This is a genomic window from Geothrix limicola, from assembly GCF_030268085.1.
GTDB lineage: Bacteria > Acidobacteriota > Holophagae > Holophagales > Holophagaceae > Geothrix > Geothrix limicola.
Genome location: NZ_BSDE01000002.1, coordinates 86,029 through 107,642, shown reverse-complemented (window position 1 = coordinate 107,642; position 21,614 = coordinate 86,029). Strand labels below are relative to the sequence as shown.

18 protein-coding genes are annotated in these 21,614 nt (G+C 68.1%); 5 read left to right on the top strand and 13 right to left on the bottom strand.

The features are described from left to right. Positions 1-68: 68 nt before the first annotated feature. Together QSJ34_RS06235 and QSJ34_RS06230 are read right to left on the bottom strand one after the other, a co-directional pair. Entirely contained in the window at positions 69-1,304 is a 1,236-nt protein-coding gene (locus QSJ34_RS06235; RefSeq protein WP_285571830.1) for a threonine/serine exporter family protein, read from the bottom strand. Positions 1,305-1,319: 15 nt separating this feature from the next. Further along, a complete protein-coding gene (locus QSJ34_RS06230) occupies positions 1,320-2,417 on the bottom strand; it encodes an NAD(P)/FAD-dependent oxidoreductase (protein WP_285571827.1) in 1,098 nt (365 codons plus the stop codon). Between the two features lie 160 nt (positions 2,418-2,577). Here QSJ34_RS06230 and QSJ34_RS06225 point away from each other — a divergent pair, with 160 nt between their 5' ends. The 3 genes from QSJ34_RS06225 to QSJ34_RS06215 are packed head-to-tail and all read left to right on the top strand — an operon-like array spanning position 2,578 to position 6,041. Beyond that, positions 2,578-3,018, top strand: a complete 441-nt coding sequence (locus tag QSJ34_RS06225) for a GxxExxY protein (RefSeq protein WP_285571824.1) — start codon at positions 2,578-2,580, stop codon at positions 3,016-3,018. A 30-nt stretch (positions 3,019-3,048) separates the two neighbouring features. Further along, entirely contained in the window at positions 3,049-5,568 is a 2,520-nt protein-coding gene (gene mutS, locus QSJ34_RS06220; RefSeq protein WP_285571822.1) for a DNA mismatch repair protein MutS, read from the top strand. Continuing rightward, positions 5,544-6,041 carry a pyridoxamine 5'-phosphate oxidase family protein gene (locus QSJ34_RS06215; RefSeq protein WP_285571819.1) on the top strand — a complete coding sequence of 166 codons (498 nt, stop codon included), beginning with the start codon at positions 5,544-5,546 and terminating at the stop codon, positions 6,039-6,041. Before mutS ends, QSJ34_RS06215 begins: the two co-directional genes overlap by 25 nt. A gap of 10 nt (positions 6,042-6,051) precedes the next feature. Here QSJ34_RS06215 and QSJ34_RS06210 read toward each other — a convergent pair whose 3' ends face one another. Continuing rightward, positions 6,052-6,696, bottom strand: a complete 645-nt coding sequence (locus QSJ34_RS06210; RefSeq protein ID WP_285571816.1) for an HAD family hydrolase — start codon at positions 6,694-6,696, stop codon at positions 6,052-6,054. Positions 6,697-6,760: 64 nt separating this feature from the next. Here QSJ34_RS06210 and QSJ34_RS06205 point away from each other — a divergent pair, with 64 nt between their 5' ends. After that, positions 6,761-7,081, top strand: a complete 321-nt coding sequence (locus tag QSJ34_RS06205) for a hypothetical protein (RefSeq protein ID WP_285571813.1) — start codon at positions 6,761-6,763, stop codon at positions 7,079-7,081. Between the two features lie 9 nt (positions 7,082-7,090). Here QSJ34_RS06205 and QSJ34_RS06200 read toward each other — a convergent pair whose 3' ends face one another. Together QSJ34_RS06200 and QSJ34_RS06195 are read right to left on the bottom strand one after the other, a co-directional pair. Continuing rightward, the gene (locus QSJ34_RS06200) at positions 7,091-7,642 is read right to left on the bottom strand and encodes a hypothetical protein (RefSeq protein WP_285571810.1); all 552 of its coding nucleotides are present in this window, start codon (positions 7,640-7,642) and stop codon (positions 7,091-7,093) included. A gap of 86 nt (positions 7,643-7,728) precedes the next feature. After that, positions 7,729-8,319, bottom strand: a complete 591-nt coding sequence (locus QSJ34_RS06195; RefSeq protein WP_285571808.1) for a methyltransferase domain-containing protein — start codon at positions 8,317-8,319, stop codon at positions 7,729-7,731. 113 nt (positions 8,320-8,432) lie between these two features. On the opposite strand from QSJ34_RS06195, the gene QSJ34_RS06190 reads away from it, so the two are divergent. Next, positions 8,433-9,812 carry a CapA family protein gene (locus tag QSJ34_RS06190; RefSeq protein ID WP_285571806.1) on the top strand — a complete coding sequence of 460 codons (1,380 nt, stop codon included), beginning with the start codon at positions 8,433-8,435 and terminating at the stop codon, positions 9,810-9,812. A 112-nt stretch (positions 9,813-9,924) separates the two neighbouring features. Here QSJ34_RS06190 and QSJ34_RS06185 read toward each other — a convergent pair whose 3' ends face one another. From QSJ34_RS06185 to QSJ34_RS06150, 8 genes are all read right to left on the bottom strand, one after another. Continuing rightward, complete coding sequence (locus QSJ34_RS06185; RefSeq protein ID WP_285571803.1) at positions 9,925-11,487, bottom strand: M20/M25/M40 family metallo-hydrolase; 1,563 nt, start codon at positions 11,485-11,487, stop codon at positions 9,925-9,927. Further along, a complete protein-coding gene (locus tag QSJ34_RS06180; RefSeq protein ID WP_285571799.1) occupies positions 11,484-12,872 on the bottom strand; it encodes a YfcC family protein in 1,389 nt (462 codons plus the stop codon). The genes QSJ34_RS06185 and QSJ34_RS06180 overlap by 4 nt, the downstream gene beginning before the upstream one ends. Before the next feature lie 77 nt (positions 12,873-12,949). Continuing rightward, the gene (gene iadA / locus QSJ34_RS06175) at positions 12,950-14,116 is read right to left on the bottom strand and encodes a beta-aspartyl-peptidase (protein WP_285571797.1); all 1,167 of its coding nucleotides are present in this window, start codon (positions 14,114-14,116) and stop codon (positions 12,950-12,952) included. A gap of 35 nt (positions 14,117-14,151) precedes the next feature. Continuing rightward, entirely contained in the window at positions 14,152-15,609 is a 1,458-nt protein-coding gene (locus QSJ34_RS06170) for a M14 family zinc carboxypeptidase (RefSeq protein WP_285571794.1), read from the bottom strand. Between the two features lie 11 nt (positions 15,610-15,620). Next, positions 15,621-16,451 carry a cyanophycinase gene (locus tag QSJ34_RS06165; protein ID WP_285571791.1) on the bottom strand — a complete coding sequence of 277 codons (831 nt, stop codon included), beginning with the start codon at positions 16,449-16,451 and terminating at the stop codon, positions 15,621-15,623. Positions 16,452-16,528: 77 nt separating this feature from the next. Next, complete coding sequence (locus QSJ34_RS06160; RefSeq protein ID WP_285571788.1) at positions 16,529-19,297, bottom strand: TonB-dependent receptor; 2,769 nt, start codon at positions 19,295-19,297, stop codon at positions 16,529-16,531. A gap of 149 nt (positions 19,298-19,446) precedes the next feature. Beyond that, on the bottom strand, positions 19,447-20,289 hold the full coding sequence (locus tag QSJ34_RS06155) for a MurR/RpiR family transcriptional regulator (RefSeq protein ID WP_285571784.1): 843 nt from the start codon (positions 20,287-20,289) through the stop codon (positions 19,447-19,449). 19 nt (positions 20,290-20,308) lie between these two features. After that, a complete protein-coding gene (locus QSJ34_RS06150; protein ID WP_285571778.1) occupies positions 20,309-21,502 on the bottom strand; it encodes a winged helix-turn-helix domain-containing protein in 1,194 nt (397 codons plus the stop codon). Between the last annotated feature and the right edge of the window lie 112 nt (positions 21,503-21,614).

Sequence of the window (21,614 nt, the reverse complement as noted above, 5' to 3'; positions counted from 1 at the left end):
GTCCCCTAGCATAGTCGGCTCTTGCCTTTCGGCCACCCCGAAGGCGGAGGTGGCGGCGGGGTTCTCCTCTAAAGCGCCGTTCTCGGCTGCACGGCCGCGTGGGCCAGCAGCAGGCCCGTCAGCAGGGCGATGGCCACGAAGACCGCCTGGAAGGCGGTGTCCAGGCCCACCACCAGCTGCTTCTGGATGATGAATTCGAGGCCCTTGAAGCTGAGGCCCCCGGGCACCAGCACCATCAGGCCCGGCAGCAGGGTCACGACGGAGGGGCGGCGCTTGATGCGGGTGTAGAGGTTGCTGCCCAGGCCCAGGGCGAAGGCGCCAAGGCCCACGCCGAATTGGGGTCCCAGCAGCACGGCGCCCTGGCGTGTGCCGTAGAAGGCCAGGGTGCAGGCCGCGAAGATCCAAGGCAGGTCCGAAGGGCGCGCCTTGAAGATCACGACGAAGGCCGCCGCCGCCAACAGCAGGGTGGGGAGGGTGGTCCAGGCGGGCAGGAGCAAAGGCGTCCCGCGCAGGGCCTGGTCGAGCAGTGGGCTCGCGAGGCGCTGGCCCAGCGCCACGCCGAAGCCCAGTGACAGGAAGATCATGGCCGTATCCACCAATCTCGCCGTGCCCGCCACCAGGTTGCCTGTGGCCAGCTCATTCATGGATACCACCAGGCGCAGGCCCGGCAGCAGCACGATGAGGCCCGCCAGGGTCAGCACCTGGGGCGAGACGTGGGGGAAGCGGTAGGCCGCGGCGAGGGAGAGGAAGCCCACCAGCGTGCCCGAGACGGGATAGACCAGGCGCGCCAGGCCCGTCTCGCGCCCGAGCAGCACTGCGGTCACTCCCACGAGCGCGCCGAGGACGGCCGTCAGCACCATCTCGCGCCAGCCGCCGCCGAAGAACATGGCGGCCGGCGCCGAGCCCAGCCCGAAGCAGAGCACCGTCAGCAGCGGGCCCCAGCGGTCCGGCGCGGCGAGGATCTCGCGCACGCGGTCCCGCGCGGCCGGGGCCGTGAGGCGGCCTTCGATGAGGGCATCCGTCGTGTCCTGCAGGTCCGACAGCTTCTCGAGGTTCGTATCTCCCGCGGCGCTGCGCTGGATGAAGGTCCAGTGCTGGCCGCCCTGGCTCAGCGAGGCGAAGAAGGCCGTGGGCAGCGCGAAGTACTGGCCGTCCAGGCCGAGCCGCGCCGACACGCGGGCCAGGGCATCCTCGAAGCGGTGCGCGGGAATGCCGTAGGCCTGGAAGGCCCGGGCCAGCTCCAGGCAGAGCGAGATTTCCGCCGGCGTGGCGGAGGCGGCTTCGGAGGGCGGGGGCGCGTCCATGCCCCAGGGTATCCGCTAGCCGGCCAGGTCGGCGGCCAGGGCCAGGGCGGCCGTGAGTCCCGGTGATTCGATGCCCAGCAGGTTCACCAGGCCGGGCAGGCCGTGGGCGTCTTCCCGCTGGATGAGGAAGTCCGGCGCCGGCTCGCCGGGGCCGTGCAGCTTGGGCCGGATGCCCGCATAGGCGGGCTGCAGGGCGCCTTCGGGCAGTTCGGGCCAGTACTTGCGCACCTCGGCGTAGAAGCCCTCCGCGCGGCGCACATCCACGTCGTACTCCTCGCGATCGACCCATTCCACGTCGGGGCCGAAACGGGCCTGTCCAGCGAGATCCAGGGTGAGGTGAACGCCCAGGCCACCATGCGACGGAATGGGATAGACCAGTCGGGAAAAGGGCGCGGCGCCGCTCAGGCTGTAGTAGTTCCCCTTGGCCCATCGTGTGGGCAGGGGTGGAAGGGAGGTTTTCCGGGTGCCCTCGAAGCGCCAGGCCAGCGGCACGGCGCCGAGCCCGGCGCAGTTGAAGACGCGGTCTGCCAGCAGGCGCATGGGCTCCTCGCCGCCCACCTCCACTTCGAAACCTTCCGAAGTGGGCCGCCCGCCCAGCACCGGACTCTTCAGCACGAGGGCCGTGCCCGCGGCCTCGGCCTCCGCACAGAGCGCCCGCATGAGGCCGTGGCTGTCGACGATGCCGGTGCTGGGGGAGAGCAGGGCGGCGGCGCAGTGGATGCGCGGCTCCACCGCCCGCGCCTCGGCGGCGTCGAGCCATTGCAGGTCCATCACGCCGTTGGCCTCGGCCCGGCCGCGGAGCTGGCGCAGGGCCTCGATCTGCGAATCATCCGTCGCGACGATGAGCTTGCCGCAGCGACTGTGGTTCACGCCGTGGGCCGCGCAGTAGGCGTAGAGGGCCCGGTTGCCCGCCACGCAGAGGCGCGCCTTCGGCGAGCCCGCCGGGTAGTAGATCCCCGCGTGGATCACCTCGCTGTTGCGCGAGCTGATGCCCGTGCCGATGCGGTCCTCTGATTCCAGCACCACCACCTCGCGGCCGCGGATCGCCAGCTCCCGGGCCAAGGCCAGGCCCACCACACCCGCTCCGATGACGACACACTCGACGCGTTCCATGGCCATCATCCTGCCATCGAATCGAACCCTTGGGCATCACATGGGCGTGCCTGGGTTTCAGGTCCCGGGGGCCCTGTGGGAAGATCGGAGGTTCGTCCTCTGATTCAGCCGTCGGGGCGCACGAAGTTGTAAGGAATGGTTCTAAGCGGAGGAAAGCGGAGTGGCGGAGGAAAGCGGAGGCCTGGAGGGGGAAGCCCTCACGGAGGTGATCCTGGGATGCGCCATCAAAGTCCAGCGTAGCCTTGGCCCGGGCCTGCTAGAAAGCGCCTATGAAGCTTGCCTGGCCCATGAACTGGAAAGAGCGGGACTCCAGGTCCTCCGCCAAACACCTCTTGGGATCCATTACGAAGGAATCGAGATTCCCGTTGCATTCCGGATGGACCTGCTCGTCGAGAATGAGATCGTGCTTGAGTTGAAAACGGTGGAACATCTTACCGATTTCCATGAAGCCCAACTTCTGACCTATATGCGCTGTGCCTCCAAACGGCTCGGGTTCCTTCTGAACTTCTGGCGCTGGCCCATGAAAGAAGGTGGCATCAAGCGGATCCTGAATTCCCGTGTTTCTCCGCTTTCCTCCGCACCTCCGCGACCCTCCGCTTAATTCATTCCTTACCTCAAGAAGGGCCCAGTCATGTCCACACCGATGATGCAGCAGATCGCGGGCCTCAAGCGCGAGGCGGGCGAGGCCGTGCTGCTGACGCGGATGGGGGATTTCTACGAGATCCTGGGCGAGGACGCCGTCCGGGCCGCGCCGGTGCTGGAGATCGCACTCACCCTGCGGGGCAAGGGCTCGGAATCCGAAACGCCCATGTGCGGCGTGCCCCACTTCGCGCTCGATTCGTACCTGCCGAAGCTGCTGGCGGCGGGCTTTTCTGCGGCCATCGCCGAGCCCACGGCCAAGGCCGAAGAGGTCAAGGGCCTGCTGCCCCGCGCCATCAAGCGCATCATCACCCCCGGCACCTGGCTGGACGACGACGCCCGCTGGCTCTGCGCCCTGCACCGCACGGGGCAGACCTGGGGCCTGGCCCTGCTTCAACTGGCCTCGGGCGCCCTGCGTGTGCTGCCCGGCGAAGGTGAAGAAGCGCTTCGTGCGACGCTGGATCGCCTGGGCCCCCAGGAGCTGATCCTGGCCGAAGGCGCCGAGGATCTGGCTGATCTTGAAGCCGCCCGCACGCGCCTGCCCGCCTGGCGCTTCGAGCCCTCCCGCGCCAAGCAGCAGGTGCTCGCCTTTTTCGGCTGGCAGCACCTGGAGGGCATCGGTCTGGATCCCTATCCGGCGGCGCTGGGCGCCCTGGCGGCCCTGCTCGATCACGTGGAGACCACCCAGAAGGGCCGGCCCGCGCACTTGCAGGGCGTGTCGCTGGAACTGGGCGCCTCGGGTCCCCTGGTGGACGCCACCAGCGCACGGCACCTCGAACTCCTCGCCAACGGCATGGACGGCGGACGGGCCGGATCCCTGCTCGCGTTGCTGGACCAGTGTCGCACGCGCCTGGGCTCGCGCCTGCTGAAGGCCTGGATCGAGCAGCCCCTGCGGGATCGTTCGGCGCTGGAGCGTCGCTGGTCCCAGGTGGGCTGGCTCACGGAGGATCGCCGTCGCGGGCCCATCCAGACCCTGCTCGCCCAGGTGCCGGACCTGGACCGCCTGCTGGGTCGCGTGGCCATGGGCCTCGCCACGCCCCCCGAACTCGCCCAGCTGCGCGAGGGCCTGGCGGTGCTCCAGAAGCTGCCGACCCGCATCCAGGATGAGGGTTGGGCCTCTGAGGTCGCGGATCTCGGCCTGTGGCCCGCCGACACGCCCCTCTGCACGCCGCTGCTGCTGGAGCTGCAGCGCTGCCTCGCCGAGGCGCCACCGCTGGATCTGGAGAAGGGCGGCGTCATCCGCGAAGGCGTGGACGCCGAACTGGATGCCGTGCGCCGTCTGGCCCGAGACGCCAAGCAGGTGATGCTGGAGCTGGAAGAAGAAGAGCGCGCGGCCAGCGGCATCCAGAGCCTGAAGATCAAGTACAACCGTGTGTTCGGCTACTACTTCGAGATCACCAAGGCCAACCTGGCTTCCGCCCCCGCCCACTTCCTCCGCAAGCAGACCCTGGCCAATGCCGAGCGCTTCACCACCGAAAAGCTCGTGGCCTTCGAGCAGCGTCTGCTGAGTGCCGAAAGCGATCAGGTGAAGCTGGAGGCCATCCAGCTGCAGCGCCTGCTGGCCCTCGTGCTGGAGCACCGCGCGGAACTCACGCGCCTGGCCCGGGCCGTCGCCGCGCTGGACGTGCTGGCGGCCCTGGCCGAGCGGGCGCGGCTCTCTGGGTGGACGCGGCCCGAACTGGGCGAGGAGCGGGAGCTGGTGCTGGCCGCGGCCCGCCACCCCATGCTGGAATCGCGTCTCGGACGCGAGTGCATCCCCAACGATCTGCAGTTCACCGCCGTCCAACCCATGGCCGTGGTGACGGGCCCCAACATGGGCGGCAAGTCTACCTTCCTGCGCACGGCGGCCCTGCTGGTGGTGCTAGCGCAGACCGGCTCCTTCGTGCCCGCGGAGCTTATGCGCTTCGGCCTCGTGGACCGCATCTTCACGCGCATCGGCGCCTCGGACCAGCTGGCCAAGGGCCAATCCACCTTCATGGTGGAGATGACGGAAACGGCGCGGATCCTCAACCAGACGACCTCGGCGAGCCTGGTGATCCTCGATGAGATCGGCCGCGGCACCTCCACCCGCGACGGCCTCGCCCTGGCCGAAGCCATCGCCGTGTTCCTGCGCGATCTCAAGGGCGGGGCCCCGCGCACGCTGTTTGCCACTCACTACTTCGAGATGACCAAGCTGGCGGACGACAGCCGCATCCAGAACCTCCACGTGGAGGTGCAGGAGTGGGAAGAGCAACTGCACTTCCTCCACCGCGTCGCCCAGGGCCCTGCCGACCGCAGCTACGGCATCCAGGTGGCGCGCCTCGCCGGCCTGCCGAAATCCGTCATCCAGAAGGCCCAGCGCCTCCTGGCCCAGGCACCCGAAGGGCCGCTGAAGGCTCCCACGGTGCTGCAGCCCGCGCTGCCCCTCTTCGAGGCGGAACCCGACCCCCTGCGGGCCGAGCTGGAGGCCCTGGATCTGAACCGCATGACTCCCCTGGAGGCGCTGAATTGGATCGCACAGAAGCGGGCCTGAACCCACCCGAACACCCCATGCGCCGCAGGGACCGGGCCCTCGACGAGGCGGAGGCGCTGGGTCTGCTCGAAGAGGCGGAGTGGGGCGTGCTGGCCACCGCCGACGCGGATGGCTGGCCCTACGCCGTGCCCGTGAACCATGCAGTGGTGGACGTGGCCCTCATCGTCCACTGCGCGACCAAGGGCCACAAGCTCGAGAACCTGGCCTTCAATCCGAAGGTCTCGTACTGCGTCGTCACTGAGGCCGAGGCCCTGCCCCTGGAACTCGCCACGCGCTATGCCAGCGCCATCGTCTTCGGCCATGCCGAGCTGCTGGAGGACGAGGCGGAAAAGCGCGCGGCCCTGCGGGCCCTGGGCCTGCGTTTTGCGGCGGCCCATCCGGACCTGGTGGATCGCGAAATCGACAAGGATCTCTTCCGCACGGCGGTGCTCCGCATCCGCATCGAGCGGGCCACGGGGAAGGCGCGCCGCTGAACCCGGCGGCTCAGACCTCCACGCCCAGCCGCGCCAGATCGGCTTCCAGGGCCTCGGGCCCGGTATAGACCAGGCCGTGCATGCCGAGCGAGGTGGCGGCTTCGGCGAAGGCGGGAATGTCGTCGATGAAGACACAGGCGCCGGGATCCAGGCCCAGCTTGTTCAGCGCGTCCCGATAGATCCGCGGATCGGGCTTGAGGGCCCGGGCCTCGTGGGAAAGCGTCACGGCCTCGAAAAGGGGAAAGACCTCGGTGGTTTGGATGCCGTGCTGGAAGTGCCAGGGATTGGTGTTGGAGATGAGCCCCAGCCGGTAGCGGCCCTTCAAGCGCCGGAGGAGGGCGAAGGTGGTGGGGATGGGCGTGAAGATGTCCGTGAAGGCGCGGATGAAGGTCGCTTCATCGAAGGCATGGCCGCAGAGGGCCGAGAGTCCCTCCAGGAAGGTGCGCGAATCGATGGCGCCGGATTCGTAGGCCCTGGGCAGGCTGGAGCCGTAGATGAGCGTTTCCAGGGCCTCCGGGGTCCGTTCGCAGAGGGGGGCCAGGGCCCTCAGGATCCGGCGGTTGTCGAAGGTGCAGATGACGTTGCCGAAATCGAAGAAGAGGCCGCGGATGGTCGGGGAAGGTCGGCTTGAATCGGGTGTGCGCGAGGAGGTCATGTCGGTTCCGGGCTCCATCCTAGCTGGGATCGCGGTGGACCTTCGGGACCGCTAGACTTGGGGCATGTCCGCCCATCGCCCCCTCAGCAAGACGCGCATCCGCGCCGCATGGGCTGTTGCGATCACGGTGGATGCGATCCAGCTGGCCACGGCTCCGGTGGAGGCGGGCGGGCCACCGGTGTGGCTCATGGAGGGCGGTGTGGACCTCGTCACCATGGGGGTGCTGTGGGCCCTGGTGGGATTCCACTGGGCCTTTCTGCCCTCCTTCCTCACGAAGCTCCTGCCCTTCGTGGACATCGCCCCCACGTGGACGGTGGCCGTGTTCGTGGCCACCCGCGGCCAGGGGGAGGCGGGCCCATCCTTGCCGCCGAAGATCCTGAACTGAGCGTGGGCTTCAGGGCCGTTCGCGCCTGAAATGGTTGCGACTGTAGATCGCGAAGGGCTTATCCGCCTGAGCGACTTCGAAGGTCTCGGTGAACTCGTCTGCCGAGATCCGTTCATAGGTTTCCCGGGCCTTCCAGGTGCTGGGGATGTTCTCGAAGGCTTCGCTGTCGAAGACGAGTTTCGCCGGCGTGCTGAGGGCCGGGTTGAAGGCGTAGGTCACGACGAAGCTCTCCTGATGGAACTGGCGGAACAGGAGGGTCTTCCGCTTCTTGTCGTAGCTGAAGAAGCCCCAATGCTCGTGCACCTCGCCGGCCTTGTTCTTCGCCTGGGGCGGGAAGGTGGAGGTGTTGCGCTCGTGGAGGAAGCGGTCCTGCAGGATGAACTCGTAGCGGCGGACTGCGGTGCCCTCGCCGGGCTCCCCCGAGGCCGTGCCGCGCCAGGCGCCGGCCATGAAGCGGATGGGCGCCCAGGGATCGGGCTTCGTTTCCGGGGCCTGGGCGAAGGCCACCGGCCCGGCCAGGCAGCCCAACGTGAGTACCAAGGACCGCAGATCCACGCGCATCGTCCCCTCCGGAGCATGGGCCATTCTAGTGGCGCGGGGCGCCGTCGCCTGAGACCGCCGTCACGTGTCGCTCGGGCGTTTTCGAGCTAGCGCCTTCGCGCCACCATCAGGAATTCCCGGCCGGCCCGGCGGGGATGGCTGGCCGTGGCTTCGGCCAGGTGGAGCACGTCGAAGTGTGCTTCGGCGAGGGCGCGCATCTCGGGCATGGAGATGGCGTGGGGCGGCCCCGCGGGGCCTTTCACCTCGTGGAAGAGCGCGGCCATCCACAGCCCGCCGGGGCGCAGGTGCGCGGCGCAGGCCTTCACGTAATCCGGGCGGCGGACGGGGTCCATGGCCACGAAGCAGGTGTGATCGAAGATGGCATCCCAGGGGCCGAGGGCCGTGGTGAACCAGTCGTCCTGATGCCACGCCACCTTCGCACCGTAGCGCTCTGTGGCGCCCTGGATGGCCAGCGGTGCGAAGTCCAGGCCCGTGACGCGGAACCCTTCGGCCGCGAGTTCGGCGGCATCGTGGCCGTAGCCGCAGCCGGGCACCACCAGGTCACCTCCCGCCTGCAGACCCAGGGGCCGGGCCAGGTCCAGCAGCTCGCGGACCAGGGGCGTGGCGCCGGCCATGTCCCAGCCCGGGCGGCCTTCGTCTTCGTAGATGCGGTTCCAGTAGTCGGGGTGCTTGGTCATGTCTCCACGATAGAACGGCTGTTTCTAGAGATGAGCATGCACAAAATATTTTGCACATGATTTAAAAATGAAATAAAAATAGGCATACCATGATTCAGCATCCGGGGAGCGCCATGGACGGGACGGCCCGCAACCATCGAAACCTGCGCCTGGCGGTGGCGCTGCTCGCCCTGGCGGCCTCCCCCTGCGGCGCGCAGGCGCCCGCCGGGGCCATGAAGGACGATCCGCGATCCGTCTACCAGCGGCGCATCCATCCGCCGGAGCCCCCCGAGCGCATCGACTGGCCGGGCCGCATCGGGGAACTGCTGAAGGAGGAGCCGGGCGACCTCGTCGTCACCGCCGTGGGCGACCTGATCTTCAACCAGCCCATCACCCAACTGGCGGAACCGGAGCGGGCGGGCCTCTTCCGGCTCATGCAGGAAGCCGATGTCGCCTACGCGAACATGGAGTTCTCCCTGAACGACCGGCCGGACCTTCAGCGGCCCTTCTACAATTTCCGGGCACCCAGGGACTTCCGCTGGGAGCTGGCCCGCACGGGCATCAACCTCGTAAGCCAGGCCAACAACCACGCCATGGATTTCGGGCCCGAAGGTCTCAAGGAATGCCTCCAGGCCCTCGACCAGGCCAACATCACGCACGCGGGCGCGGGCGCCACCCTGGCCGAGGCCCACGCGCCGGGCCGCACGGAGCTGGCGGGGCACAGGACCACCGTGTCGCTGCTCTCCTACATGCGCTACTGGACCGCGAAGTACCGCAGCAAGGATCCGAGCGCGCCTTCCCTGGCCACCATCGACCCCGCCGTGATCCTGGCGATGCGCGACGGCAAGGTGGAGAAGGTGGAGGGCCCGCTGGAATCGGACGTGGCCGCCATGGAGGAGGACATCCTCCTGGCCCGGCGGAAGACGGACCTGCTGCTGGTGTCCCTGCACAACCACGATGTCACCCACCATCGCGCCCACGGCATCCAGGACACCACGCCGCCCAACGAGGAGATTATGTTCCGCCGCGCCATCGAGGCCGGGGCGGACCTGGTGATCGGCACCGGACCGCACGTGCTGCGGGGCATCGAGATCCACAAGGGGCGCCCCATCTTCTACAGCCTGGGCGACTTCATCTACCAGTACCGCACCCCGGACCGGATCCCCGCGGACATCCTGCACCAGCGCGATATCGAGATGCCGAAGGTGCCCAACGGCTCCGTGTGGGACCGCCGTGATTCCCGCGAGGTGATGGAGACGGTGATGGTCCGCATGATCCTGAACCAGGGCAAGCTCAAGCGCATCCAGCTGCTGCCCGTCACCATCGACGACGAGGGTCCCCTCTACGGCGTGCCGCGATTGGCCAGCACCCGGAGGTCCGGCGAGATCATCGCGCTGATGCAGAAGCTGTCGGCGCCCTACGGCACCAGGATCCTGAACAAGGGATGGTACGCGGAGGTCGACCTCGAACGATCGGGAAACAGTCTTGGAAAGGAAGAGGGGAGCCCCAGATGAACGCGACGTAAGATCCCCGCCGACGCATGCGTTGGCGGTGGGATGGACACAGATAGGAACCGCATCTGAGTTCATCCGTGTTCATCCGTGGTTTCAAAAGGCTTTCCCTGCCTTAGCGATCCGCCAGCAGCCAGGCTGTGGCCAGCACCAGCCTGGTCATGCGTTTCACCTGGTCGGGGTCGAGCTTGTCGAGGGTGTCGCCGGGCCGGTGGTATTCGGGGAAGTAGCTGCCGAAGAAGCGCAGGAAGGGCAGGCCGAGTCGCGCGAAATCCCGGTAGTCGCTGCCGCCGTGGCGGCCATCGGTCCAGTCCAGGTGCAGGGACATGCCGGTGCCGCGGCCCGCTTGAAGGAGGAGGGGCGCCAACTCCCGATGGCCCGGAGGCAGGCCGGGCTCCGCGAAGGCGGCCGGATCGAGGCCCTCCAGAAAGGCCTTCGGGTCCTTCACTCCTGACGCGGCCAGCAGGGCGCCGAGGTCTGCCTGGGTCCAGGGGTGGCCGATCATGTCCAGGTTCAGGTAGGCCCTGGTCGCGGCCAGGGGCCAACGGGGGTGACGGGTGTAGTGGCCCGATCCGAACTTGCCTTCCTCCTCGCCGGTCCAGAAGGCGAAGAGGAGCGTCCGCCGGGGACGGACGGGGCTTTCGGCCAGGACCCGCGCGATCTCCAGCAGGGCGGAAACCCCCGAGGCGTTGTCGTCTGCGCCCGGATGCAGGATGCCGTTGGGCATGCCCAGGTGATCCATGTGGGCGCCGATGAGGATGGCCTCGCGGTTCAGCTGGGGATCCGAGCCCTTGAGCACACCGATCACGTTGTCGCTCAGGAGCTCCCGCACGTGGCCGCGGATGTGAAGGTCGGCCTCTCCGACCCTTCCGCTGAAAACGAGCGTACGAAGGTCTTCCGTCAGGGCCACGCGGGCGAGGGGCGGCTCGCCGGCGCGGGGCACGCCGCGGGCGGCCAGGAAGTAGGGCAGAGCGGATTCCTTGCCCGCGGCGATGCGCGCGCCGAGCCCTTCTTCCAGAGCGATGGCGGCCTTGGCACCCAGCTTCTCCAGCAGGGCCAGGCGGGTGTCGTAGCGGTCCGCGGGGCGGGCCGAGGCGTAGCGCTCGCGGAGTTCGGGCGTCTGCCAGCGAGTTCCGTCGGGCAGGCCGTCCAGGAAGACGACGACCTTCCCCCGGACGTCGAGGCCGCGGAAATCGTCATGGTGGAGGGCGGGCTCCTGGATGCCGTAGCCCGCGAACACGGCCGAACCCGAGAGGTGGCCGGGTTCCACCTGGGGCAGCACCGCATTCCGCCCCGCCTCGAAAATGCAGGTGACCGAGCCCGCGCTCAGGCGGATCTGGCCGCGGCCAGGCCGCACCTCCCGCAGGGGCACGGGCTGGATATACGAAGGCCCCAGGGCCGGAATGCCGATGGTTTTCAGTTGCCCGGCCAGGTACCGGGCCGTGGCATCCAGGCCTTCGGTGCCGAGGCCGCGACCCTGCCTCCGGGGATCCGTGAGAAAGGCCAGGTGCTGGATGATCCGGGCCGTATCCAGCCCCTCCAGGGCCGCGCTCAGCGGTGCGGGAAGGGCTTCCGCCCGCCGCACCCGGAGGAAGTCGGCGCCGGGCTCCTGGGCGGCCGCGAAGGTGACGAGGCAGCCCAGGAGGAGGGCGGCGCCAGGCCACAGAATGGGCCTCACACAGGGCCCCAGTGGAACAGCAGGGTGGGGGGCACCAGCAGCAGGAAGGCCAGGGCCACGAGGATGAGCATGAGAGGCAGGAACCAGCGGGCCCAGCGTTCCCAGGGGATCTTCGCGGCGCCCAGCACGCCCATGGTCACGGCGCTGGTGGGCAGGATGGGGTTGATCAGCTCCGACAGCGCGAAGCTGTAGACGCAGGTCTGGCGCGTGATGCCCACCAAGTCGGAGAGCGGCGCCAGCACGGGCATGGTGAGGGCGGCCTGGGAGGTGCCCGAGTGGATGAAGAAGTTGATGCCGCATTGCAGCAGGAACATCACCTGGGCGGTCATGGCCTTGGGCAGCACCTTGATGGCCGAGGAGCCGTAGAGCAGCAGGGTGTCCATGATCCGCGCATCGTTGGCGATGACGAGCAGGGCGCGGGCGCAGGCCACGATGAAGACCACGCCCACCATGTCCTTGGCGCCGGTGACGAAGTGGCGGGCGATGTCGCTCGGGCCCATGCGGCTGATGAGGCCGATGAGGATGCCCATGCCCAGGAACAGCGCCGCGATGGGCTCCAGGTACCAGTGGTGCTTCAGCACACCGTAGACCAGCAGGATGAGCGCCCCCAGGAAGGTGAGGAGGGCCAGGATGTGCGTGGTGTTCCAGGCATCTCCCGGGCCCGAGGCGTGGCTCTCCCGGGCCAGGTCGAGGTCGCGCACGGGGCTCAGCTCCGGATGCTTCTTGATCCTGGCGGCGTAGACCATCACGTAGGTGATGACGACGCCGGTGGCCACCACCCAGGCGCCCACGCGGTAGGCCAGGCCCGAGTAGATGGGCACGCCCGCGATGCCCTGGGCCACGCCCACGGTGAAGGGATTGAAGAAGGCGCAAGCGAAGCCGGCGGCGGCGCCCAGGAAGGGGATGGCCGTGCCCACGATGGAGTCGTAGCCCAGGGCGCGGGCCAGGGCGATGAAGATCAGGACGAGGGGGATGAGCTCTTCGGCCATGCCGAAGACGGCCCCGGCCAGCGAGAACACGGTCATGAGCACGGGGATGAACAGCGTCTCCAGCCAGGGGTGGCGGCGCACATGCACCGTGAGCCGCTTGATGCCCTGCTCCACGGCGCCGGTCTCCTGGAAGATGCCGAAGCTGCCGCCGATGATGAGCAGGAAGGAGATCAGTCCTGCCCCGTCGAGGAAGCCCTTGATGGGCGCGAGGAAGAGGGTGTGCAGGCCCAGGTAGGTCTTGGGCAGCTGCTGGTAGGTGCCGTCCACGGGCACCTTCAGGCGGCCGCCGTCGGGCAGCAGCTTCTCCATGCGCTGGAATTCACCGGAGGGCACCAGCCAGGAGAGCAGCAGCACCAGGACGATCAGGGCCGCCACGATGACCAGGGTGTGGGGCATCTTCAGACCCGCCGGAGCGGCAGGCGCTGGTGCAGGAGCAGGGGCAGTCGGTTTGCGGTAGGCGCGTTCGCGGGCATTCACTGGAACAATCCCTTCGCCAGCAGCTTGCCCGATTTCATCAGCAGCCGCCCCTTGGCCATCACGGTGCGCACCGTCAGATCGCTGGGATCCAGCAGCACGATGTCGGCATCCATGCCCGGCGCCAGGCGCCCCTTGGTTTTCAGTTTGAGGATGCGGGCGGGATTCGAAGTAATGACCCGGAGGGCCGTGTCGAAGGGCACGCCCTCCTCCTGCACGGCCTGGCGCACGGCCTGGTAGAGGGACTGGACGCGGCCCACGGAGATGTCCTGCAGGCGGCCGTTCTGGTCCCAGTCCGGCAGGCTGCCCTGGCCGTCCGAGGTGAAGGTGATCTGGCCGGGATCCACGCCCGCCTCCAGCATGCGGCGCAGGGCCTTGGCGCAGGGGATCTCGCCATCATCCAGGTACGAGGCCAGGGTCGAGGTGGTGAAGTCCACGAAGCCTCCGCCCTTGGCGTAGGCGATGCCCTCTTCGAAGAGGCGCGGATTGCGGTTGATGTGGGTGGGGAGCATCTGATGGGCGGATAGTTCGGTTTCGGCCAGGACGCGGCGCAGGAAGTCGAGCCCGCGGGGCCCATCGCCCAGGTGCACGTTCACGATGCCCGCCTTGCCCGACAGCATGCCGCCCCGCCGCGCCATGGCCACCACCTGGGCGAAGGCCTCGAAGCTGGGCTGGCTCGAGCGGTGATCCGAAAGGGCCACCTCGCCCGCGCCGATGACCTTGTCGATGAAGAGCAGATCCTCCTCGAGGCTGGGCATGAGGGTGCGCAGGGGCAGGCCGTAGGAGCCCGAATAGACGAAGGTGCTGAGGCCCTCCTCGTCGAGCCCCTTGGCCTTGGCCAGCAGGCCCGCCATGTTGCGGGTGTAGCCATCCGTGCCCAGGCAACCCACCACAGTGGTGACGCCGCCCTGGATGGCATCCGTGAGGGGCAGGTCCGGCGTGCGGGTGGCGAAGCCGCCCTCGCCGCCGCCGCCCATGATGTGGACGTGGCCATCGATGAAGCCGGGCACGGCGCGCAGGTTGCGGGCATCGATCACGTCGCAGTACTTGCGGGAGATGCGGATGTCCGGCTCCATGCGGAGGATCTTGCCGCCGCCCACGAGCAGGTCGCAGCGGCCCCCGGATTCGGGGCTGTAGACATCGGCGTGCTTGAAGAGGAACAGCATGGGCACTCCAGCCGGGCCCGGCGGCCCGGAACGGATCAGAAGAGGCGGGACACGGGCAGGTCGGCGCCGGGCTGGGCCAGCTCGCGGAAACCAGGGTAGCCGTAGAGCCCGTAGAGCAGGCAGGGTTCCAGCACCTGGATGGCGCGGCGGGCCAGGTCCTGGTCCAGCGGCACGAGGAGGGTGCCGGCGGGCAGTTCCGCCTCGGCGCGGGGCTGGCGCGCGACGATCTGGCGGTCCTTGTACCGTTGGTAAAGCTCGTCGTAGGGTTCTTCGAGGCGGATCAGCTTCACGCGTTCGATCTGGACGCGGCGCGGTGCGGCGAGGGTCTCGAAGCTCAGCCCCTGGGCCTTCAGCACAGGGATGAACCGGGCGGCCGCCGCCGCGTCGATGGCGTAGGCCCTGGGTGTGGGCACGCTGGCCTTCACCACCAGATCGGTCATGGCGTTGGCCGTGGGGATCTCCAGCACCTGGCCCGAGGCCACCTCGCGCACCTTCACGGCGCTCACCTTGCCGCCCAGGTTGGCCCAGAAGGTGTTGGTGGCGATGAAGGGAGGCAGCGGCTCGCGGCGGGCCCGTTCCACGAGTGCGCGGATGCGCTGGCGCCAGGCGGGCGTGCCCAGGAGGTACCGGTAGAGGATGCGGTAGCCGTCCACCCGTTCGCCCAGGTCCGCCTGGGGATCGGCGGCATGGTGGCGCACGCCGGATTCGATGATGAAGGAGAGGGCGCCCAGGGTGCCCATGCCGTTGCGCCCATCGTCCACCTCGGACGTCGAGGGGCGGATCTCCGCGTCCGGAGGCGGGCCGCCCACGGTGTAGCGCTGGTAGGCGTGGCCCGCCTTCTGCTGCAGGGGCGCGGCGGCCTTCACCGCATCCAGGGCCGCGCGCTTGAGGTAATCGGCGATCAGCGGATGGTTGCAGGCATCCATGGTGATGATGGGCCAGGCCTCCCAGCCGCGCCTGGTGTAGTCCTCGCCATCGCGGCCGAATTCGTGGCTGTCCACGGCCAGGTGGGGGCGGATGCGCCGGGCCACGCGGTGCAGGGCCTGGGTTTCGGGCTGGGCCAGCAGCAGGTGGTCGCGGTTCAGATCCGCGCCCGCGCCGTTGACGCGCTGGTGGACCTCGGCGCCATCGGGGTTGACCATGGGCATGAGGTAGAGGTCCACGTCCTCCGGCAGCAGGTTGGGATGTTCGGCGATGTCGCGGATGAGGGTGAGCTGGGCATCCTTGCCCGCCACCTCGTCGCCGTGCTGCTGGGCGTAGTAGAAGACCTTGAAGCGGGCCTTCACGCCGCCCCGCTTGAGATGCACCAGGTAGAGTTTGCGGCCCTGGGTGCTGCAGCCCTCCTCGGTGACGGTGATGAATCCGGGTTTCGCCACAGACTCGAGAAAGGTGGACATCTCCTCGTAAGACACCGTGCGGCGCAGGGCGCGATGATCCGCGGGAAAGGGCGCTTGCCCGGCGGCCGCGGCGAGGGAGGCGGCAAGGAGCAGCATGAGGCCAGGCTTCACTGGCTCACCTTGCGGCTGGCCAGATCGATGGATTGCCCGGCCTTCAGCAGGTGGATGCGGAGGTTCTGGAAGGCCGCGCCGTTCGACGTCATGCCCGCGGGATCGAAGACCATCACGGAACGCTGCCCCAGCACGGTGGCCCGGCCATTCTTCACAACCAGGGCCGTGGCCTCGTCGATGCCCAGGCCGAGGTGATCGGGGTGCTCCATGAGGACGCTGAAGAGCCGGTTCTCCCGCCCCCGGCGGAGAAAGTGCTGGTCCACCACCACGCCTTGCGGAAGGAAGCCCATGCCTTCGCGGGTGCGGTAGGCCCCGGGGCCGAATTCCGAAAGGGCTTCCTGCCCATTCCGGTCTTCGCCCGTGAGCATGACCTTGGACATGATGGCGGCCCCCGCGCTGGTACCGCCGATGGCGGCCCCCTCGGCATAGCGGGCGAGCACGACCCGCTGCAGCGGCGTTCCGACGATCTTGTCACCCACCAGGTTCTGGTCCCCCCCCGAGAACCAGAACCCGGTGCAGCGGGCGGCCTGATCCAAAAGATCCTTCCTGGACGAGTCCTCCCGGGTGCGGACGTCCAGGGCAACGCAAGTGAGGCCGGCCTTGTCGAGATCCGCCTTCCATTCCTTCAGGGCGCCGTCGGGATCGCTGGTCGACGTGGGGATGATGCCCACGACGCCGCCCCGGCCGCCGGAAGCCTGGAGGAAGGCATCCAGGATCTCCTGCGGCATCCCGCCGCCCCCGACGATGACCAGGGTGCCTTTTGGGGCCGGGTTCGCCGCGTTCAGGCTCAGAGCCGCCAGGACAAGGAAGCAAAGAAAACGTTTCATGGATCCATCCCACCACAGGACGGCGGGGGCGCCTGGGCGCTCCCGCCGCTGGTTTCAATCGCCGTTGGGCTGCAAGGTCAGAACTGGAGTTTGGCGCCGAGGCGGAAGGTGCGGGGCGAATCCTGGTCGAAGATCACGTTGTAGTAGGCGCTGTCGTAGCGCGTGCCCCGTTCGACGACGGCGGTGTTGTTCAGGACGTTGAACACGTCCACGAACAGTTCGACGGCGGTCTTCTTGCCCAGGGCGAACCGGTGGGAGGCGCGGAGGTCCAGCAGCCGGCGGGCGTCGTAGGTGCTGGCCCCGAGGGGTTCGATGTTGACGTAGTAGTACTCGCGGTTGGTGAGCCGCGAGGTGCGGATGTTGCGGGTGTAGTGCAGGCCGCTGAGGTAGACGAAGCTGGCGGAGAGCCGCGTGCCCCAGGGCATCTTGTACGAGGTGCGGAGCTTGTATTCGTCGTCGTTGGTGCCGGGCAGGTTGCCGTAGTTGTTGTACATCGATCCGATCCACTCCCGGCCGGAGGAGTAGCCGTTCGACTTCAGGAGGTTGCCCTTGTTGCTGGCCTTGGTGTAGCTGAAGTTCACATCCCAGTCCGCCGTGAAGCGTCCGTCCACGGAGAGGGTCGTGGCGGTGTAGTTGCGCTTGGCGTCCGGGTCGTTGGTGATGTAGTAGTCGTGCGATCCATCCGCGTTCACGCCAGGCCGGGCGAAGGTCAGGACCTCGCCGGTCAGGGGATTGGTCACGGAGGTGGTGGTGCCCGGCAGGGGCGTGTGATCGAAGCGGGCCAGCAGGTCCTTGCCCTTCCGGTTCACGTAGTTCGCCGACACGACCCAGTTCTTGCCGAACCGCTTCTCCACGGCGAGTTGGACTTCATCGAAGTAGGGCTGCTTGACGTTGGGGTCGAGGCTGCTGCGTTCGGTGACGGCGTTGCGGAAGGTGGAATCGTTCATGACCGGCAGAGGATACTCCGCCAGGGGGTTGGTCAGGTTGTGGAGAACCACCGCCTGGGCGTCGTCGTAATTGGGCCACCAGTAGCGCTTCTCGAGGGGGTAGGCCCCGGGGATGGCACGATCATAGTTGGCTCCGGAAAGGCCGTCGTAGTAGCGGCCCAGATGGCCCTTGATGGCGATGGTCTTGGCCGCATCGGGGTTCCAGGTGAAGCCGAACCTGGGTGCGACGGTGGAGGTCTTCCACTGATCCCCGCCCTTGAATTCCTCGAACCGGATGCCCGGGCGCAGGGTGAGCTGATCGTTGAGGGTCCAGGTGTCCTGCACGAAGAGGGCGCTGCGGTTCAGGTTGGTATCGAAATCCCAGCCCCCGCCCACCTGGACGAAGTCCGTATAGATGGTGTCGCCGTCGGCCAGGGCGTTCAGGGAGATGCCGCCGGGATACCAGGTCCTTTCCCGGTCCCGCGCGTGATCCACATCGAAGCCGAACTTGAGGGCGTGGGAGCCTGCGCCGGACGGGATGAACCAGTCCAGGGAGCCCTGCAGGCCCAGGCGGCTGCGGGTGTTCTCGAAGGCCTGGTAGGCGTTGTTGATCTGCTCGTAGCCCACGTGGGGCCCGTATTCCGGGATGGCGGGATTCACGGGCACGGTACCGTCGATGTAGAGGGAGTAGTTCTCGCCGTTGTAGGCCTTGTGATCATCGATGCCGTTGTAACCGCTGGCCCGGAGGGTGAGGACCATGTTGCTGTTGAGGGTCTGCATCCACTCGAGGCCGAAGGTGAAGTTCGGGCCGTTCTGTTTGCGGGTGGCTTCGGCCGCGAGCACCCGGCTGGCGCCGCGGTGATCCGTCTCCACGGTGTCGTAGTCCATGAACAGGGATAGCGTGGACGTGGGCGTGGCCTGCAGGGTGAGGTTGCCCATGGCTCGGGGCGTCGACCTTTTTTCGGAGACCGGGCTGCCCACGGGCGTGCGCTCGATGGAGATGGATTCGACGGAGAAGAAGTACCAGAGCTTGTCGGCGATGATGGGACCGCCCACGTTCAGGGCCAGGTCCGAAGCCGTGTCGCCCACCTTGCGCACGATGAGATCGGGCGCAGAGGGGTCCGGGGCGTTGAGGGCCGCGCTCCAGCTGTCCTTCTGGTAGTAGCCCGCCAGGGAGCCCGTGAACTGGTTGCCGCCCTTCTTGATGATGCCGTTGAAGTAGGCGCCGGAGAATCCGCCGAACTCCGCCCCGGCGCCGATGCCGCCGATCTGGACCTCTTCGAACCAGTCGGGATTCACCTGCACCCAGGCCTGTCCGGCCGAGGAGTCGCCCACGTTGATGCCGTTGATCAGGTAGGCATTGGCATTGTCGCGATCGCCGCCGAAGCCCGAGGCGGAGACGCGCGCCTGGCTGCCGGGGGTCAGGTTGATGCCGGGGGTCAGGGCCGCGATGCCCGCAATGTCCCGCTTGATGGGGAGGTACTCGATGTCCTCGGCCCGGAAGTTCCGGGTCATGGTCGACACCATCTCGCCTGCGCCCGCCTGGGCCACCACCTCGACGACCGCCGTCGTCTCGGGAGCCAGGCGGAAGTCGACGGTGGTCGTTTTGCCGAGCTCGGCGACCTCGTTCACCTTCTGGGTGGGGAATCCCTTGGCTTCCACCGTGATGGCGTACCGGCCCGGGGGGAGCATCGGGATGCGGTAGCGCCCGTTCTCGGCGGTGGCCGCTGAGCGGGCGCCGCCGATGAGCGAGTCGGAAGTCACCCGGACCAGGGCGCCCTGAAGGGGCTTTCCCGTCTGGTCGAGGACCACGCCCGTGAGGGCCGAGGTGGTGGTGCCCTGGGCGACCAGGGCCGCGGGACAGGCCACGAGGGCCAGGACGAGCGCACTGAACCTGGAACTGCCAGAGATCCTAGTCATCGAGCCTCCGAAGGTTGATTGAAATGAGTGACCAAAAAGTAGTGCTTTTATCAAAAGTGAGTCAAGTTTTTTTTCATCATGCTCATAAAACGTCCCTGCGCCATCTTTGGATGGCGAGCCGGAACCCGCGCCCGTCTTGGTTTTGCGCCCTAGGTCTTGGCGAACTTGTGGCGGGCGACGCGCTCCACCTCGCGCAGCTTGTTCAGGGCCCGCTGGGGGGCCTGGCTGGCGATGGAGGTGGCGATGGCGTGGGCGAGGACCCCGAAGGCCGTGACGCTGTGCGAGAAGAGCAGGTTTTCGCCCGGGATGGGCAGGGCCAGGGTGGCGGACTTGGCCAGGGGCGAATTCAGGTTGTCCGTGAAGGCCAGCACGGGCACGCCCCGCTTGCGGGCGTAGGCGGCGGCATCGAGGGTTTCCTGGGTGTAGGGGTTGATGCTGATGGCGATGAGCAGGTCCTTGCTGTCCAGCATCCCCACCTGGGTGGCGAAGTCGGCGGGGTTGCCCTCCATGACCGGCAGGCCCGTGTTGATGAGCAGGTAGGCCAGCTGCCGCGCCATGAGGGCCGAGACGCCATCGCCGATGGCCAGCCTGAGGCGGCTGCCCTTCAGTTGCTTGACCACCCGCTGGAGCAGGTCCTCGTTCACGGCTTGCACCAGGGTTTCGATGTTCTTCATGTCGCGCCGGGCCACTTCCAGCAGGGTGGCGGAAGCGCGCACGGGGGCCTGCAGCAGCTGCTCGCCGCGGCCGTAGTGCTTCTTGGCGGCGCTGACGAGAGCCTTGCGCATCTCCAGGTAGCCCGAGTAATCCAGCTTCTTGGCGAAGCGCACCACCGTGGCCACGCAGGTCTGGGATTTCTCCGCCAGCTCCTCGACTCCCCAAAGCGGCGCCTCGTTCATGTTGGCGATGAGGCAATCGGCGATCTGGCGCTGGCTGGTGGAAAGACCCTGGGCACTGTGCAGGCGATCCAGAAGGGGGTTCTTAGGCGCGGACATGAGGCCCAGGATAGCGCGGTCAGGCGGGCCGCTGGATGTCGTCGGCCCCGACGAAGGTCGCCAGCTCCTGCAGAGCCTCGTCCAGGGCGCGCTGGCGGGCCTTGGTGGGGCGGATGCCCGGCTCCCACCAGAGGCCCTTGATCTCCAGCAGGCCGCGGTCGCGGTGCAGCTTGGGATCGAGGCGGCCCACGAGGCGGTCGCCTTCGAGGATGGGCAGGACGAAGTAGCCATACTGCCGCTTGGGCTCGGGCACGAAGGCCTCGAACCGGTAGTCGAAGCCGAAGCGGCGCAGGGCCCGCGTGCGGTCGCGCAGGATGGGATCGAAGGGGCAGAGCAGCCGCGTGCGCTCGGGCGCCTCGGGCAGCTTGGCGAGCCGCGTCTGCCAGTCGCTGAGGGCGAAGGCCGGCCGCCGGGTGCCGTCGACGTCCTCCACCTCCACGGGCACGATGCGTCCGGCCTTGGCCGCGGCGGCGCACCAGGCCTTGGCTTCGGGGGCCTCGATGCTGGCCCAGAAATCCGCCAGCTCCTTGGGTGTAAAGACCCAGAGCCGCTCGGCGGCGCTGGCGCAGGCCCACTCCAGGTGCTCCGAGGGATCGGGGCAGGGCAGGCCGTGATGCTCGGGCAGCACCCGCTCCGTGAGGTCGTAGACCTTCTGGAAGCCCTCGCGGCGGGGCACCATCAGCTCGCCGCTGCGCCACAGGAAATCCAGCGCGGCCTTCTGCGGCTTCCAGCCCCACCAGGGACCGCGCTTTTCGGGGTGCTCGAAATCCGAGGACTTGAGTGGGCCCTCCCGCTCGATGCGGGCCTTCACGTCCGCCACCACCCGGGCGCCCTCGGTGCCGCGGAAGTGGTGCTGCCACCAGGCGTGGGCGTGCATGCGCGCGCGGTCGCGCTCGAAGCGCGGCTTCCAGTGCTGGAAGAAGGCCGTGGGGATGGCCGATGCGTCATGGGTGAAGGCCTCGAAGAGGCTGCGCTTGCCCTCCAGCAGCTTCTTCAGGTGCTCGGGCCGGTAGCCGTCCAGGCGGCTGAACAGCGTGAGGTCATGGGCCCGCGCGAGGACATTGATGGTATCCACCTGCACGAAGCCCAGACGCTCGACGAGCTTCTGCAGCGAGGCCGGCGTGGCCTTGCGCGCGGGATCGTCGAGCAGACCCTGGGCTCCGAGGAACAATCTCTGGGCCTGGGGCGCGGTGAGGAGGGGCAGGGTGGCCATGCCCCCAGGGTGCCAGAACCGGTCTGATCCCGGGCAGGCCCTGCCTCATGGGAGGGATGGTCAGACGGTTCGCCCACCTCCGATACGCCAAGGGTGAATCCAGGATTGGCAC